Source organism: Chryseobacterium sp. WLY505 (genome assembly GCF_030846215.1).
GTDB lineage: Bacteria > Bacteroidota > Bacteroidia > Flavobacteriales > Weeksellaceae > Chryseobacterium.
This window is the reverse complement of record NZ_JAVCWI010000005.1, coordinates 128636-144455: the sequence shown is the minus strand read 5'-3', so window position 1 is coordinate 144455 and position 15820 is coordinate 128636. Positions and strand designations below refer to the sequence as shown.

11 protein-coding genes, 4 tRNA genes and 1 riboswitch are annotated in these 15820 nt (G+C 37.3%); of the genes, 6 read left to right on the top strand and 9 right to left on the bottom strand.

From position 1 onward, the window contains the following. The first annotated feature begins 10 nt into the window (after positions 1-10). The 5 genes from RAH34_RS12710 to RAH34_RS12690 all read left to right on the top strand — a co-directional run bounded on the left by RAH34_RS12710 (position 11) and on the right by RAH34_RS12690 (position 8010). Entirely contained in the window at positions 11-958 is a 948-nt protein-coding gene (locus tag RAH34_RS12710) for a transporter (RefSeq protein ID WP_306596376.1), read from the top strand. Positions 959-1048: 90 nt separating this feature from the next. Then, positions 1049-1234: riboswitch (cobalamin riboswitch) on the top strand. A 109-nt stretch (positions 1235-1343) separates the two neighbouring features. Next, positions 1344-3377: a TonB-dependent siderophore receptor gene (locus tag RAH34_RS12705; RefSeq protein WP_306596375.1), complete on the top strand. Its 2034-nt coding sequence runs from the start codon at positions 1344-1346 to the stop codon at positions 3375-3377. Continuing rightward, positions 3374-4507: a YncE family protein gene (locus tag RAH34_RS12700; RefSeq protein WP_306596374.1), complete on the top strand. Its 1134-nt coding sequence runs from the start codon at positions 3374-3376 to the stop codon at positions 4505-4507. Before RAH34_RS12705 ends, RAH34_RS12700 begins: the two co-directional genes overlap by 4 nt. A gap of 14 nt (positions 4508-4521) precedes the next feature. Further along, complete coding sequence (locus tag RAH34_RS12695) at positions 4522-5715, top strand: cell surface protein (RefSeq protein ID WP_306596373.1); 1194 nt, start codon at positions 4522-4524, stop codon at positions 5713-5715. 36 nt (positions 5716-5751) lie between these two features. Then, positions 5752-8010, top strand: a complete 2259-nt coding sequence (locus tag RAH34_RS12690; protein WP_306596372.1) for a DUF5074 domain-containing protein — start codon at positions 5752-5754, stop codon at positions 8008-8010. A 164-nt stretch (positions 8011-8174) separates the two neighbouring features. Here the strand turns inward: RAH34_RS12690 and RAH34_RS12685 are convergent, their stop codons facing one another. The 9 genes from RAH34_RS12685 to RAH34_RS12645 all read right to left on the bottom strand — a co-directional run bounded on the left by RAH34_RS12685 (position 8175) and on the right by RAH34_RS12645 (position 13053). Next, positions 8175-8963, bottom strand: a complete 789-nt coding sequence (locus RAH34_RS12685; RefSeq protein WP_114819913.1) for a T9SS type A sorting domain-containing protein — start codon at positions 8961-8963, stop codon at positions 8175-8177. Between the two features lie 225 nt (positions 8964-9188). Continuing rightward, complete coding sequence (locus tag RAH34_RS12680; protein ID WP_306596371.1) at positions 9189-9962, bottom strand: T9SS type A sorting domain-containing protein; 774 nt, start codon at positions 9960-9962, stop codon at positions 9189-9191. Between the two features lie 288 nt (positions 9963-10250). Continuing rightward, positions 10251-10322, bottom strand: a tRNA-Glu gene (locus tag RAH34_RS12675). A gap of 63 nt (positions 10323-10385) precedes the next feature. Next, positions 10386-10457, bottom strand: a tRNA-Glu gene (locus RAH34_RS12670). Between the two features lie 83 nt (positions 10458-10540). Continuing rightward, a tRNA-Glu gene (locus tag RAH34_RS12665) sits at positions 10541-10612 on the bottom strand. Positions 10613-10622: 10 nt separating this feature from the next. Continuing rightward, positions 10623-10877, bottom strand: coding sequence for a 30S ribosomal protein S20 (gene rpsT / locus RAH34_RS12660; RefSeq protein WP_002983073.1), 255 nt, complete (start codon positions 10875-10877; stop codon positions 10623-10625). A gap of 66 nt (positions 10878-10943) precedes the next feature. Continuing rightward, complete coding sequence (locus RAH34_RS12655; RefSeq protein ID WP_114819915.1) at positions 10944-11264, bottom strand: hypothetical protein; 321 nt, start codon at positions 11262-11264, stop codon at positions 10944-10946. Between the two features lie 370 nt (positions 11265-11634). Beyond that, positions 11635-11706 (bottom strand) — tRNA-Glu (locus tag RAH34_RS12650). Positions 11707-11766: 60 nt separating this feature from the next. Continuing rightward, positions 11767-13053, bottom strand: coding sequence for an N-acetylmuramoyl-L-alanine amidase (locus tag RAH34_RS12645; protein WP_185144316.1), 1287 nt, complete (start codon positions 13051-13053; stop codon positions 11767-11769). A 53-nt stretch (positions 13054-13106) separates the two neighbouring features. Between RAH34_RS12645 and RAH34_RS12640 the strand changes: the two genes are divergently transcribed. Next, positions 13107-15692: a putative LPS assembly protein LptD gene (locus RAH34_RS12640; RefSeq protein ID WP_114819916.1), complete on the top strand. Its 2586-nt coding sequence runs from the start codon at positions 13107-13109 to the stop codon at positions 15690-15692. The last annotated feature ends 128 nt before the right edge of the window (positions 15693-15820 follow it).

The window sequence follows — 15820 nt, the reverse complement described above, 5'->3', positions numbered from 1 at the left end:
TTATAAAAACATGAAGAAGATTATAGTGATAGTAAGTTTGATCCTGTTGAGTCAGTATCAGGCGAAAACGATCAGAGACAGTGCATATAGTGCTCCGGAAACCTTTAGCAGATTCAATTTTGATGATGATTGTGATGCCTGTGGCTGTGCAGCAGGAAACGGATCTTCCGGGTTTGAATCTTTACTGAACCCGCAGTTTATCGGAATCAAATACTTTGCCCAGCATTATAAAGCGAAAGAGAACTTATTTGTAAAAGACCTTACCCAGGATCAGTATTTCAATACGCTTCAGCTGTGGGGGAAAATTCCACTGACTAAAAAGCTGAGTGTGTATGCGAGCCTTCCATTCCATTTTCATGAAAAGAAAACCCTCCAGGGTGATATCAGAATCAATGGAATAGGAGATCTGAACCTGATGGGAATTTACCAGCTGATGAGCTCTAAAGATAATTTCCATCACCTTAGCGGAGGTTTGGGCGTGAAAATTCCACTTGGGAAGTTTGATGAAAAAGGAGCATCCGGAGTGAATCCGAGTTTTCAGCTGGGAACCGGAAGCTGGGATTATCAGGCAGCTTTGAATTATAAATTTCAGAAAAATAAAGTAGCCGTATTGGTCAATACAGACTATACGATCAAAACAGAGAATAAAAAAAATTACCGTTTTGGAAACCAATGGAACTATGCTGCAACGGGTTTTTATCAGGTTGCAGGAAATGAAAAATCTATTTTTTCTGTAAAAACGGGAGTTCAGGGAGAAGTTTACGCTCAGAATAAACAATTTGATGAAGCCCTGCCCAATACTGCAGGAAGTGCTTTGTATGGAAAGCTGGGATTTGAAGCCTCTTATAAAAAGCTGAGCCTGGGAAGTGAAATCATGCTTCCCATGTACACTCATCTGGCGGGAGGAGATATTGAAGCTAAATCGAGATTCAGTGTTTTCCTGAATATTGGAATTTAAAGTGACACCCCAATAAATGATGTTAAAGCTCCTTCGGGAGCTTTAATTGTTTATGAATCATGATTTTAATTGGGGATTAGGAATAATTATTTATCTTTGCCGAAATTTGGTGAGCCCTAAAAAGCTCTTAAAAGGGAATCCGGTGAAAATCCGGAACAGACCCGCTGCTGTAAGCTCCGCACCAAAGTTTTTGAAGAATATATCCACTGTTTTTTAATGGGAAGGATTTCAAAAATGGAGTAAGTCAGAAGACCTGCCAGAAAATAATCGTTTGACGCTTTCGTGGAATAAAGCTTAGGACATCAATGATTCTGTGCAGTGACAGCTGTGCTTTGTCGTTGTATTCTTATACCCCATTAGCGTCTTCATTACCCTAAATGAGCTAATGGCGGCAAAACTAACTACTTCTGCAATTCATAAAGCTGTTTTCACAATATTGGTGATCACATCTCAACTTTTGTCTTCTCAAAACAGGAAAAAAGACAGCCTTCAGGAAGAGACTATTAAAGGAATCAATCTTTACAAAAAGAATTTTAAAGAAATCCTCCCGGCACAAATCCTACAGGGTGAGCAGTTGGAAAGACTGAACAGTCATTCCGTTGCAGATGCTTTACGATATTTTTCAGGTGTTCAGATTAAAGATTACGGCGGATTGGGTGGTTTGAAAACTATTAATATCCGAAGCATGGGAAGCCAGCATGTAGGGGTTTTCTATGATGGAATTCAATTAGGAAATGCCCAAAACGGGCTGGTGGATCTTGGACGATATTCTTTAGACGATCTGGAAGAAATATCATTGTACAACGGTCAGAAAAGTGAAATTTTTCAGCCGGCAAAAGACTTCGGCTCTTCGGGGTCTATCTATTTACAGCCAAAAACACCCGTATTTAAAGGAAATAGAAAAACCAATTTGGTTGTAAGAGCAAAAAGTGCATCCATTGACCTTTTTAATCCATCATTCCGATTGGAACAGAAAATTTCTGACAGGATTTCTGCCAGCTTCAGTGGAGAATTTATGCAGAGTGATGGAATTTACAGATTTCGTTATGCCAAGAAATATCCTGATGGACAACAGGCTTATGATACCATTGCCAAAAGACAGGATTCAGATATTCGGGCAAAACGTTTTGAAACTTCTCTCAACGGAACTTTAAATAACGGAAGCTGGAATATCCGTGGCTACGGTTATATTTCAAACCGTGGAATGCCGGCACCTATTGTGAATGGACGTTTCGGAGGAAGAGGAGCAAGGCTTTCCGATGAGAATTATTTTGTACAGGCCAATCTGAGAAAGAAACTGTTCCCGAAATTTGAAACACAGCTGAAAGCAAAATTCGCTTACGATTATACCCATTTTATGGACACGGTTCGTTCGCAGTCTATTATTTATACTGATAATACCTACATCCAAAGGGAGCTTTACCTTTCCTCTTCCAATATTTACTCAATCACACCCAATTGGGATGTCAGCCTGAGTGGTGATTTTCAGTACAATAATCTGGATGCCAATCTGGATAACTTTTCTTATCCTACCCGATACACTACATTGGTCGCATTGGCGACAACCTATCAGTGGAACAGATTCAAAATTCTGGGAAGCCTTTTAGGAACTTTTACATTTGAAGAAGTAAGAAAAAATAAAAGGCCGGGAGATGCCAGAGAGTGGACACCTGCCGTTTTTATGAGCTATCAGCCGGAAAAAATTCCGGAGCTTACCCTCAGAGCTTTCTATAAAAGGATTTTCAGACTTCCGACCTTCAATGATTTGTATTATACCAATATCGGAAATACCTACCTGAAACCGGAATTCACCAATCAATATGATATAGGATTTACCTATCAGAAGAATTATAACAACCGTTTCTTTAAAACATTTTATGCTAAAGTAGACGGTTACTACAATAAAGTACAGGATAAAATTGTAGCTGCTCCAAATGGAAGCATGTTCCGCTGGCTGATGATGAACCTTGGATTGGTTGAAATCATTGGAGCTGATGTTAATGTACAGACTGAAATGCAGCTTGGAAAAGTAACCCTCCGACCTTTGCTTTCTTATACATACCAAAGTGCAAGAGATATCAGTGATCCGGAAGACACTTTCTATCGCAATCAGATTCCTTATACCCCATGGCATAGTGGATCTTTCAGTCTGATGGCAGATTATAAAGACTGGAGTTTCAATTACAGTGCAATGTACGTAGGGGAAAGATATGATGTGAATCAGGATAACATTCAATACAATTATGTTCAGCCCTGGTATACGCACGATCTCTCTGTTCAGAAAAAATTCAATTGGGCGAATCATCAGTTTAAAGTAAGCCTTGAGATGAATAATATTTTCAATCAATACTATGATGTTGTCCTCAATTATCCGATGCCCGGAAGAAATTTTAAACTTATTCTAAACTTCACCCTATGAGAAAACTAAACTTTTATTTTTTATTTCTGGTATTAGCTTTTCTTACCTCTTGCCGTACCGATGAAATTATTGTCCGTCAGGAAGTGGTGGAAGGACTCCCTTCAGAAAATACAGCAATAAAAGGCTTTTATATGCTCAATGAAGGAAACATGGGAAGTAATAAATGTACCCTGGATTTTTTTGATTATACCAAAGGAACCTATTACCGGAATATTTACGCAGAAATTAATCCCAATGTGGTAAAAGAATTGGGTGATGTAGGAAATGATATCAAAGTGTACGGAAGCAAACTTTATATTGTTGTCAATGTTTCCAACAAAATTGAAGTGCTGGATGCTAAAACGGCCAAACGTATTACTTCGATTCCATTACAAAACTGCAGATATCTGGCTTTCAAAGGCGGGAAAGCTTATGCCAGCAGCTATGCAGGTCCTGTAGCCATTAACCCCAAAGCCCCAAAAGGAAAAGTCGTTGAAATTGATACCACTTCTCTTTCCATCCAGCGTGAAGTGGTGGTAGGATATCAGCCGGAAGAAATGGAAATTGTGGGTAATCAATTGTTTGTTGCCAACTCCGGAGGATATAAAGCTCCCGATTACGACAATACAGTTTCCGTCATCGATCTTAATACTTTTACAGAACTTAAAAAAATAAATGTTGCCATCAATCTTCACCATATTAAAAAAGATAATTACGGTGATCTCTATGTAACCTCAAGAGGAGATTATTATAATATTCCTTCCAGTTTGTATTTAATAGATGCAGCTACAGGAACTGTGAAGAAAAATTTCAATCTCTCTGTGAGCGAAATGACGATCGTGAATGATAAACTGTATTTCTATGGGAATGAATTCAATTACAATACCCACAGTTATAAAAAAACATTTGGAATCATTGATGTGAAAACAGAACAGATCATCGCCAACAGAATTTTTGATAAAGAATATGAAGATGCCATTAAAACCCCTTATGGAATTGCTGTAAACCCCATCACAGAAGATATCTACATGACAGATGCCAGAAATTATGTATCCATGGGATTTGTGTATTGCTTCGATAAAAACGGACACTTTAAATGGAAAACGGAAGGCGGAAATATCCCTGCCCACTTCGCTTTTTTATACAAATAACCAAACTTTAAGAAATGAACAGAAATAGCTTTACTTATTTGAAAATCGGATTTCTATCCTGCTTCCTTGTAGGAGTGATAGCCTGTAAACATGATGATGAAGATGAATTTACATTTAATGGCCTTGATGATTCCTATACCATTGAACGTTTAAAGGTTTTGAGTATTCCTACCAATGCTTCAGGATCGGTTACATGGAGTATTAATGATTCTATTATCTCTCAAAATTCAGAACTTGAATTCATCAGTCCTACTGCAGATGCGTATCCTTTGACTTTAAAGATTAACAATAAAGGAAACGAGCAGGTTTTTCATTCTAAAATCATTGTTACCAAAGAAAAAACACCTTATAGTAAATATATTTCCAAAGTATTGGAGTTCCGCCCTGCTGTAGGGCAGTTCATGAACGAAATTCCGGAATATTTACCTGGAAATACCACAGCGAATATGCTTCAAAAAGCCAACGAATCGTTGGTAGGAGGGAACTCTACCATGATCAGTCTTGGTGGCTATGGCGGATATGTAGTGTTCGGTTTTGATCACACCATTCCCAATCTGAATGGACGTGATTTTAAAGTACTGGGAAATGCATTCTTTGGAAATGATGCCGCAGATCAACGTTCAGGATCTTGTGAACCGGGAATTATTATGGTAGCCTACGACAGAAATAAAAATGGAAAACCAGATAATGACGAATGGTATGAAATTGCAGGCAGCGAGTATTTCAAAAATGCTACAGTTAAAGACTACAGCATCACCTATCATAAACCTAACGAAAATAAAGCACCTGTACCCGGAACTGAATTCTGGCAGACCGACGTGGAGTATATCAAATGGAATGACAATCTGGGAAATCAGGGGTTTAAAACAAAGAATACTTTTCACGCCCAGAGCTATTATCCTTTATGGTTTACAGATGCTTCTTACAGCTTTTCAGGAACCAGACTGGCAAATAATTTTTACGATCAGAACGGTGACGGGTCGTATTGGGTAGGAAAATCATATGAGTTCGGATATGCAGACAATGCTCCGAATAATGATGAAGCCTCTAATATTGATATTTCCTGGGCGGTAGACAGAAACGGAAAATATGTGAAACTTCCGGGAGTAGACTTTATGAAAATATATACAGGAGTCAATCAGGAAGCAGGATGGCTGGGAGAAGTTTCTACAGAAGTAGCGGGAGCTTACGATCTGCATTTTAAATAATAATTCAATAATACAATCTATTTAAATTAATAAAAAATGAAAAAGTTTTATCTTTTTATGATGCTTTTTCTGTTTGCATGCGTATCGAATGCACAGATAAAAGTTCAGGGTGTGCCCAGAAATGATATTTCAGGGATCAGCAAACTTAATACCACGACTATCAGTTTTTCTGATATTCAGTATTGGGTTGGATCAGGAACCAATCAGGCTGCTTTTGTAGTACAGTGGAACGACAGTAAAAACCCTGATGCCATGGTTTGGGGATTCAAATGGAACGGAAATGCTACCGGAGAAGACATGCTGAAAGCTATTGCTAAAGCAGATCACAGATTATATACATTGCTGTATCAGGGAACACAGTTTGGATCAGCTGTCGGAGGAATTGGTTTTGACCTTAACGGTCAGGGAACCAATGCACTGATCAAAAGCGGAAATACTACGTATCCGTTATATCCGGTAAATGGTTTTGTCAATACGACAGCTTATGATTTTGACAGCTACACGATTGTAGATGCAGCCAACGACCACTGGCAGTCCGGATGGACGGTTAACGGGTACTGGTCATATTGGGTAAAGAATCCTGCAGATGCTGATTTCGGATATTCCAATGTTGGAGCTTCTTCACGTGTATTGGAAAACGGTTCCTGGGATGTCTGGAATTTCAATGTAGGATTTAATGAAACACCTGTTTCTTCTACCATGACTCCGGTTTCTCCATATGTAGCTTCTACAAACTATACCAACGGATATTTTATGGTGAACGAAGAATGGTTTGGCCATACCAACGGTTCCGTAAACTTCATTGATAATAACGGACAGATCAATTACCGTGTGTACAGTAATGCCAATAATAATCAGGCTTTCGGTGCAACTACACAATACGGAACGATCTATGGTGATAAATTCTATTTCGTTTCAAAACAAGCTGCTGATGGAGGAGATACTCAATATACTCCTGGAGGTAGATTGGTCGTAGCCAATGCGCAGACCATGCAGAAACTTGCGGGTTTCAATACTATCGGAGGTGGTGATGGTAGATCATTTGTAGGAGTAAATGAACATAAAGGATATATCGGAACTTCCACTGGAATTGTTACTTTCAATATTGATAATTTACAGGTAGGTTCTCTAATTACCGGTACAGGTGGAAACGGGCAGATCGGAAATATGATCCGTACTTCACAATATGTTTTTGCTGTGAAGCAAGGAGTAGGAATTTTAGTAATTAATCCTAATACAGATACGATTGTGAGTACTGTTGCCGGAGGTTTCTATTCAGTTGCTCAGGCTAAAGACGGAAGTGTATGGGGAATTCAGGATCAGAAACTGATCAGTATCAATCCTACCACTTTTGCCACACAGATTTACAATATCCCAACTACAAAGTATATCGGAGACTGGGGAGCATGGAATGCTGGTAAATTTTCAGCAAGTGGTAAAGAGAATGCTTTATACTGGATCAATTCGATCAGCAGCTGGAGCTCAGGAACACAGATCGTAAGATTCGATGTAACAACGAAAACATTTAATGAAAACTTTGCTGCCATTCCTGGACAAACAGGTCAGTTTAAACAAATTCCGTACGGAGCAGCTCTTCGTGTAAACCCTATTACCGGTGAATTGGTTCTGAATACCACAGAAAGCGGATATGGAGCACACTACCAGAAAAACTGGATTCATACCTATGATATGACTGGTGCGCTTATCAATACGAAAACTCTGAACGACTACTATTGGTTCCCTTCGCTGACGGTATTTACCAATAATTCAGTTCCTGTTGTAAGTAACGTTTTACCTTCACAGGTTACTGCCGGAAACACAACAACGATTGATCTGAAATCAGTAGTTTCTGATGCTGATAATCTGGCTGTGTCAGTAGTAAAGTCAATCAAATCAAACAGCAATCCTACAATCGTTTCTGCTGTGATTAATGAGAATGATGAACTGGTTCTGACACCACTTGTTTCAGGTACATCTGATATTGTGATCAGCTTTAATTCAAACGGTAAATTAGTTGAAAAAATGCTTACAGTAAACAGTACTACATCAACTTTAGCTACCGCTGAGGTGAAGAAACTGGAATTCAGCATTTATCCGAATCCGGTAACTGATATTCTTACGATTAAAACTCAGGAGAAAATCCAGAATGTTTCTATTTATGATGCATCAGGAAGAATTGTGAATGCTCAGCTGAACAATGGACAGGTCAATGTAAGTGCACTTCCAAAAGGTATTTATATTTTAAAGGCTGTTACAGAAAAAGCAGTATACCAGCAAAAATTAATCAAAAACTAATACTATTGCAGATAGTAATCTTGTTAATAAAGCCTCTGGTCAATTTTGATCAGAGGTTTTTTTGATCATCAATATGATTTTATATGGGATATTCTAATCAATGGGCAAATAAAAACCCGGCAAGCTTGTAAAGCTTGCCGGGTTCAATGTGTTATGTATCTTTTTTATTTGATAATCACTTTTTTAGAGTATGTCTTTCCTTCTTTTGTCTGAAGTTTCATAATATATACTCCTTGCGGCTGTTTGGTTTCAAAAGAATTTGATGTCAGCTTGGAGCGGTATACTTCTTTTCCTGAAGTATTGGTAAGAGTTACCTCTGAACCTTCAGCAGAAACATTTTTATCTAGAGTAAACTGTCCATCCTTGCTGTGTGCCATGAAATTGATAAAAGGATCTTTGTATTGGTAAGCATAATATACTCTAAGCTCTCCGCCAATATTCAATAATCCTGAATTAACATTAATTTTGATACGGTCAAAAGGAATGTTCATCGTCATCTCAATTTCACCTTTGCTTGGATCTCCAGCTCCAAGGTTGATCAGCTTTGTGGCAAGACTTGTGTAATCGTTATTGGAAACATCTCCATTAAATGTTTCAATAGAGGCTCCGCCCAATACCTGAGCAGATAGTGGAGTTCCGTTGGAACCAATAGCAAGAACAAGTTTGTTGGTATTGTTTGCAATATTGGTAGTAGGGAAGATTAGTGTCTGCTCCGTTCTTGCAAGAAGACCCACTGAAACCTGCAACGTAGAATAGTCATTTTCATTGCTTCCAACAGCATTCTCAGGATTCAATACACCACAACCTAAACAAACTCCAAGAACCTGGCTGGTCTGGCTGCTTGCATAGGTTTTGACAATCTGAGCAAAAGACATTGTGCTGGTTAAAAATAAGGATGATGCCAGAATTGCAGCTTTTATCGTGCGTTGGCTAAGTAATAAATAAGTTTTCATATGTAGAAAAATTTTGGTTTTAGCTTTTTTGTAAATTTATAAATAAAATAATTATGTTGCCTATTTTATTTCATAATTATGTGAATTGTTAATAATTTATTGATATTTGCAATTAATAATTTGTTATTATTTAAAGCGAGGTCTGGTTTCTATCGGTTTGAAAATGAATGAAAAAAATACGGCAAGCTTGAGATGTCTGCCGTATTTATTTTATCAATGATTCAATTATTTGATTACAATTTTTCTGGAATAGGTCTTACCTTCTTTTGTTTGTACATTCATGATGTAAACGCCTTCCGGTTGTTTCGGCTCAAATGTATTTGATCTCAATGCAGAGCGGAATACTTCTTTTCCTGAAGTATTGAACAGAGTAACTTCCGATCCTTCTAGAGGAACATTTCCAGCAAGGGTAATTTGTCCGTTTTGACTGTGAGCCATAATGTTCATCAATGGATCCTGATAAGCATAGTAAATTCTGAAACCACCACCAAGACTGAGAACACCGCCGGTTAATCCGATTCTTATCCCATCATAAGGTTTTGCAGGTTTGAATTCTACTGTACCTCTGTTAGGAGTTGCGCCCAGTTTTAGTAGACTTACATCGATTGTTCTTCGATCGTCATTAGACATACCGCCATTCATCGTTTCAAGAGTTACTCCGCTCAGTAGCTGTACAGATAAAGGGATGTTGTCTGTTCCGATTCCTACTACCAGCCTCGTGTCTGATCTCAGATCCGGGAAAATCAACGTTTGCTGAATTCCTCCCAAAAGCACTGTTCCCAATACCATTGTGGAATAGTCATCTTCATTATCGCCTACAGCATTAAGGGGATTGTCTATACGGCATCCCAGGCAGGCTACTCCGAAGACCCCAGAGCTTTGTGCGTGTGCGTAAATTCTGTTTTGTGCTAATGACATGGTGCTGGCAGAAAATAAAAATAAAGCCATCAATCCGGCCTTGAGTGAGGATGGGCTTCCCGAAAATAAATTGAATTTCATGTTATATATTTTAGAATGAATAGTTTTATTCAAATTTAAGCATTAATGGATGAAGTATAAAATAATATTTCCATAAATGGTGATATTTTTAATGAAATTTAATATGACATTTCTGTTGGGGTGAAAATTGTACAAGAAGTCAGTTGGGTAGGCTATTGTATCTGAAGAAATTATCGCTTAGTTCCTTAGGGTAGGAATAATGAAACTATAGAAAGCTTAAACCTTGGGAAGAATTCCCCGAAATCTGTATATAGAAACGAAAAAAGGACTTTCGAAAAAGTCCTTTTGTAGCCCGTAGGGGAATCGAACCCCTCTTACCAGAATGAAAATCTGAGGTCCTAACCGATAGACGAACGGGCCCTCTATCTTCCATTACCAAAGTAATGTGTTAGTTTTTGTTTTTATAAGTATCAACTCTTATTGTAGCCCGTAGGGGAATCGAACCCCTCTTACCAGAATGAAAATCTGAGGTCCTAACCGATAGACGAACGGGCCGGTTAGATTTATTTTTAATATAGCTTTTTCTACTTTGATCTTTATAAAACCACCGTTGTTACAGTGGTCTTATAAGATGTAAGTAGCCCGTAGGGGAATCGAACCCCTCTTACCAGAATGAAAATCTGAGGTCCTAACCGATAGACGAACGGGCCAGCTATATTGTTACGCTAATTTATTAACGTGCTTTGTTAATTTGCTTTTCAAGTTAGCTGCTTTGTTTTTGTGGATAATATTTTTCTTAGCTAATTTATCCAATAAAGCGATAACTTTTGGCAATTGTTCTGTAGCAGCAGCTTTGTTCTCTTCATTTCTTAAAGCTTTTAAAGCTGTTCTAGCAGTCTTGTGGTAATATCTGTTACGAAGTCTTCTAGTTTCGTTTTGTCTGATTCTCTTTAGTGCTGATTTATGATTTGCCATATCGTTTAAATGTGAGTGCAAAACTATAAACTTTTTTTTAAACTACCAAATTTATTTTTAAAAATTTTAATTTTCTTCTGATAGGTACTTTCTCAGTTTATTTATTGCTTGTTCTATTTTTAAATTTTCTTGTTCTTTCTCTATTTTTTTGATCGTATTTCCCAGCATGATCAGTGCATTATTCCATTCTCCAGTGGTATTGGTGAAAGTAAGTCCGTCAATTGTTACTTCAAAAGCAACCCTTTCTCCAGTCCTGTAAAGCCTGAAACTGATTTTATCATCTCTGCCTGTAATCCCGCCTTCATTGATTTGTAAATCGTAACTTTTTGGGTTAGAGTGGATTTTCTTAAAAAGCAATTTCGCTTCTTGTATTTTTAAATCCGGCATGATATAAAATTTGATGGTCTGTAGAAAACTACAAACAATGATTTATCAATAATATTTTTCATCAGTGTTACCATATTGGTATAACCAACTATGGATAAATTTTTTGCAAATATAATGCTTTTGTGACATATAACATATAGGGATTGCTTTTTTCAAATAAAAGTCCCTACCTTTTCAGTATAATGATAGTAATTATCAGACTGTCAGTATCCTAAAATTCGGATATTATTTCATCTGTTATTCTATAATCACAAAATTTGAAAAGCTCTTCAAAGCTGTAGTGCTTAAAAATAATTTTTTAAAAGCAGAATACAGAAATGAGGTCCTCATAAAAAAACCTTTAACTTATCAGCTAAAGGTTTGTAAATTGTAGCCTATAGGGGAATCGAACCCCTGTTGCAAGAATGAAAATCTTGAGTCCTGACCACTAGACGAATAGGCCAAATTTTGAGGTCGCAAAAGTAAGAATTAACTTTGAGACTTCAAAATTATTTTTCTTGATTTATTTGTAGACTTTTTGTATCACGGTATTTTTGACACCTTTAGCTTCAAGTTCTTTTTGAAGTTTTACAGCATCTTCCAAGGTGTATACTTTTCCATACGTATAATAAAAGACTCCATTATCCTTGTTTCTTTCTACATCTTTTAAATTCTGTAGGATATAAGAATTGCCATTCAGCTTATCGCCTGCATATACTTCAATAGTATAATATCCCATGCTGATTCTCTGATTAGGCATAAATCCTACGGCAAATGCATTTCTGAAACCTGCATCTTTTGCTGTTTTAAGGTTAATATCTTTTACCGAAGCCATATTGGTTACAGCATAGTAATACTTGTACTGTCCGTTTTCTTTAAGCGTAAGAATATAGTTCAGACCTTTCAGGGCAGGGTCATTTTCGTTGTATTTCGTAGGAGAACTCATCAATAGAATTCTGAAATCATTTTTCAACGGAACTTCTGCCGGTTTTTCAGGTTCTGGCTTTCTTGTTGCAATAGAACCTCCGGATTTTCTGTCAACCGCTTTCTTATAATCAATAATAGCATTGTAGATACTTTCTGCAATTTCAGTCTGTCCTTTGTCTGATGCAATATAGTGGCTTTCCTCAGGGTGATTGATAAAACCGGTTTCTATCAGTACAGATGGCATGGCATTCATACGGAGAACGTGAAGGTTTTTCTGAAATACACCTCTTGAAGATCTTTTATCTTTATTTACAAAGTTATCTTCTACCAATCCTCCCAGAAGAAGACTTGATTCCAGGTATTTACTTTGCTGAAGTTTCAAAGCAATTAATGACTCCGGGGAATCCGGATTATAAGAACCAAAGATCTGCTTATCTTTTTCATCCAGGAAGATTACGTCATTTTCCCTTTTGGCGACTTCAAGGTTTTCGTTATTCTGGTTAGGTCCCTGTACATACGTTTCAGTTCCATAAGCTGTAGGTCTTTGAGAAGAATTACAGTGAATAGATACAAAAAGGTCTGCCTTGCTTCTGTTGGCAAGATTGGTTCTGTCGGATAAAGAAGGATACTCGTCTATTTTACGGGTATAGATAACTTTGAAGTCTCTGTTTTTCTCCAACATGGCCCCTACCTTTAATGTGATGGCAAGTGTAATGTCTTTTTCTGCAACTCTTCCGATATCAGAATACGTCCTGTTGGCTCCATGATCACTTCCTCCGTGTCCCGCATCCAGAACGATTGTAAACTTCTTTTGAGAGAAAATAAAGTTGCTGATAAGGATAAGGAGAAATGATAAAATTATTTTAAAATTTTGTTTGTACATCTTACAGTTATAAAAATTATATTAATTTTGGGCCTTAATTATATAGTATAAAATTGGCCAAAACCGTCTTCAAAAATATATTACAAATTTTAATTATCCTAATTTTTAACAATTTTTTAGCACAGAAAACTCCTGAAAAATTGCCTAAAAATGCGGTTAATGATACTATTTCCAAAAAGGATACCATAGTTGTAAAAAAAGAACCCTTAAATGATGTTCTTCGTACAAAAGCGGATGATCAGAGAAGAGATGTTCCGAAAAAAATGACTTTTCTGAACAAGAATGCTCAGGTAAAATATCAGGATATGCAGATTGATGCAGATTACATCTCTATTGATGATAATAAAAATCTGATCTATGCAAGAGGGAAACAAGACTCTTTAGGGAAAATTGTAGAACCTGTAATTACTACGCAGGCAGGGAAAAAATACGAAACCAACGAGTTCAGCTATAATACAAAAACGAAACAGGCCATTGCCTTCAATGCAAGAACAGAAGAAAGTGAAGGGGTAATTATAGCGCAGAAAACTAAAAAATACAATGATTCCGTATTCGCGATGAGAAAAGCGGATTACACAACGGATGATTATTTCATTAAGAAAAAAGATACAGCAGCGGATTATTTTATGAGAGCTTATAATATTAAGCTGATTAAAACCAAAACAAAATCCCAGATCGTTACAGGACCTATTCAGATGTTTATTGAGCAGGTGCCTACACCACTTTATCTTCCATTCGCTATTTTACCATTCTCAGATAAAAGAGCCGCAGGTATTCTGATTCCAAGTTTCGGGGAAAGAGAAGATGTTGGTTTTTTCCTGAATGGAATTGGATACTACCAACCTATTGGAGAGCATTTTGACCTTAAAGTTTTAGCTGATATTTACACAAAAGGAAGCTGGAATTTACGTCCTCAGGTGAATTACCAGAAAAAATACCGTTACTCCGGAAACTTTACGGCAGATATCGGTACAATGGTGAGAGGAATCAAAGGTCTGGACGATTATACTAAAAACAGTACCTACCGAATCAACTGGACGCATTCACAGGATTCTAAGGCCAATCCTTTCCTTACATTCAGTGCTTCTGTAGATATTGTAAGTACCAAATTCTATAACAACCCGCTGAACAACAACTACATTTTCAACCAGAATGTATTAAATACCCAGCAGAACTCTACGGTAACCCTTACCAAAAGATTCCTGAAACTGCCGATGACTATTACCGGAACAGCTTCCTATTCTCAGAACTTTGCCACAGGATTGGCAGATCTTCGTCTTCCGCAGATGAACGTGGCCATCAATCAGTTCTATTTGTTTAAATCAAGAACAGGAATCAGACAAGGACTTCTTGAAAATATTACAGTGAATACCGGTTTCAACCTTACCAATTTCGTGAATACTCAGGAGAACGAGTTATTTAAAAAAGAAATGTGGGATAAAATGCAGACAGGGCTTAAAAACAATATCGCATTGGCTACCAATACAACGCTGGCCAAATATTTTACTTTCAGTTTAAGTGCGAATATTGATAATGCTTTGACTACAAAAACGCTGAACAGGTATTATGATCCGGTAAAAAATGTTACGGTTGACGAGATCAATAAAAACTTTACAGGATATTCTACATTCTCCACTTCTGCCAGTCTTCAGACCACCCTTTTCGGAATGATGAAATTCAAAAAAGGATCTGCAGTGGAAGCGGTAAGACATATGATGACTCCAAGTGTGAGTTTTACTTATTCACCAGACTTTTCAAGTCCTAGCTTCGGATATTACAGAAACTATTATAATGCAACCGGAGCGCTGACGCCATATTCCATTTTTGAAAAAGGAATCATCGGAAGTCCTTCAAGTGGTATGCAGGGAGCTTTAGGTTTCAATATCGGGAACAATATCGAAATGAAAGTAAAGTCTAAGAGTGATTCCACGGGAGTGAAGAAAATCAAAATTTTTGAATCTTTAAACCTTGCAGGAAGCTATAACTTTGCTGCTAAAGATCACCCTTGGTCCGTGTTCTCCATCAACGGACAATCTTCATTTTTCAACAATAAGCTGACCGTAAATACCAGCCTTGCACTGGAACCTTATAAAATTGAGTTCTTACCAGGACAGGATACAGGAATCAGAACAGAGCAGTTCGGACACTTCAGTGTACAGGGTTTCAACGTTCAGTTATCTTATCCTTTAAGCAGCGAGATTTTTGGAGAAAAAACAGATTATGCTAAAAAGTACTCCTCGAAGGGAGAAGTCCGAAATGAAAATTACTATTTTGATGATGATCATTATGCGCACTTTGATCAGGCATGGACTTTAAATGTCAGTGCCAATTATGCTTACTCTAAAGGCTTGAGCAGGTTTGGTAATAAAATTGCATCCTTAGGTTTGGATGGAAGTATCAAATTAACTCCATACTGGAATATCAACGGAAGTACCCATTATGATATGGTGACCAAAGAATTGGCCTACACAAGGATTGGTTTTTCAAGAGATCAGCGGAGCTTTACGATCAATTTCAACTGGGTTCCATTCGGACAGTATAAAGTATACGACTTCTTTATCGGTATCAAAGCCAATATCTTAAGTGACGCCTTGAAGTACAAAGACAGAAGCTTTACCCAGCCTAATGCACCTTTCTAATATCAGATTGGCATTTGAGAATATAAATTTTATATTTGCAGGCAGAATAAATTCTAATGAAATCACTGTTGGCAGAATTCAAAGACCAACATATTGCAGATAGTGATCGCTTATGAACTTAGAAAAAA

Bases quoted from the DNA above. Each gene is read 5' to 3' on its own strand.
- RAH34_RS12705 (WP_306596375.1), top strand. From the start codon at position 1,344: ATGGCGGCAAAACTAACTACTTCTGCAATTCATAAAGCTGTTTTCACA.
- RAH34_RS12690 (WP_306596372.1), top strand. From the start codon at position 5,752: ATGAAAAAGTTTTATCTTTTTATGATGCTTTTTCTGTTTGCATGCGTA.
- RAH34_RS12700 (WP_306596374.1), top strand. From the start codon at position 3,374: ATGAGAAAACTAAACTTTTATTTTTTATTTCTGGTATTAGCTTTTCTT.
- RAH34_RS12695 (WP_306596373.1), top strand. From the start codon at position 4,522: ATGAACAGAAATAGCTTTACTTATTTGAAAATCGGATTTCTATCCTGC.
- rpsT (WP_002983073.1), bottom strand. From the start codon at position 10,877: ATGGCAAATCATAAATCAGCACTAAAGAGAATCAGACAAAACGAAACT.
- RAH34_RS12685 (WP_114819913.1), bottom strand. From the start codon at position 8,963: ATGAAAACTTATTTATTACTTAGCCAACGCACGATAAAAGCTGCAATT.
- RAH34_RS12655 (WP_114819915.1), bottom strand. From the start codon at position 11,264: ATGCCGGATTTAAAAATACAAGAAGCGAAATTGCTTTTTAAGAAAATC.
- RAH34_RS12645 (WP_185144316.1), bottom strand. From the start codon at position 13,053: ATGTACAAACAAAATTTTAAAATAATTTTATCATTTCTCCTTATCCTT.
- RAH34_RS12680 (WP_306596371.1), bottom strand. From the start codon at position 9,962: ATGAAATTCAATTTATTTTCGGGAAGCCCATCCTCACTCAAGGCCGGA.
- RAH34_RS12710 (WP_306596376.1), top strand. From the start codon at position 11: ATGAAGAAGATTATAGTGATAGTAAGTTTGATCCTGTTGAGTCAGTAT.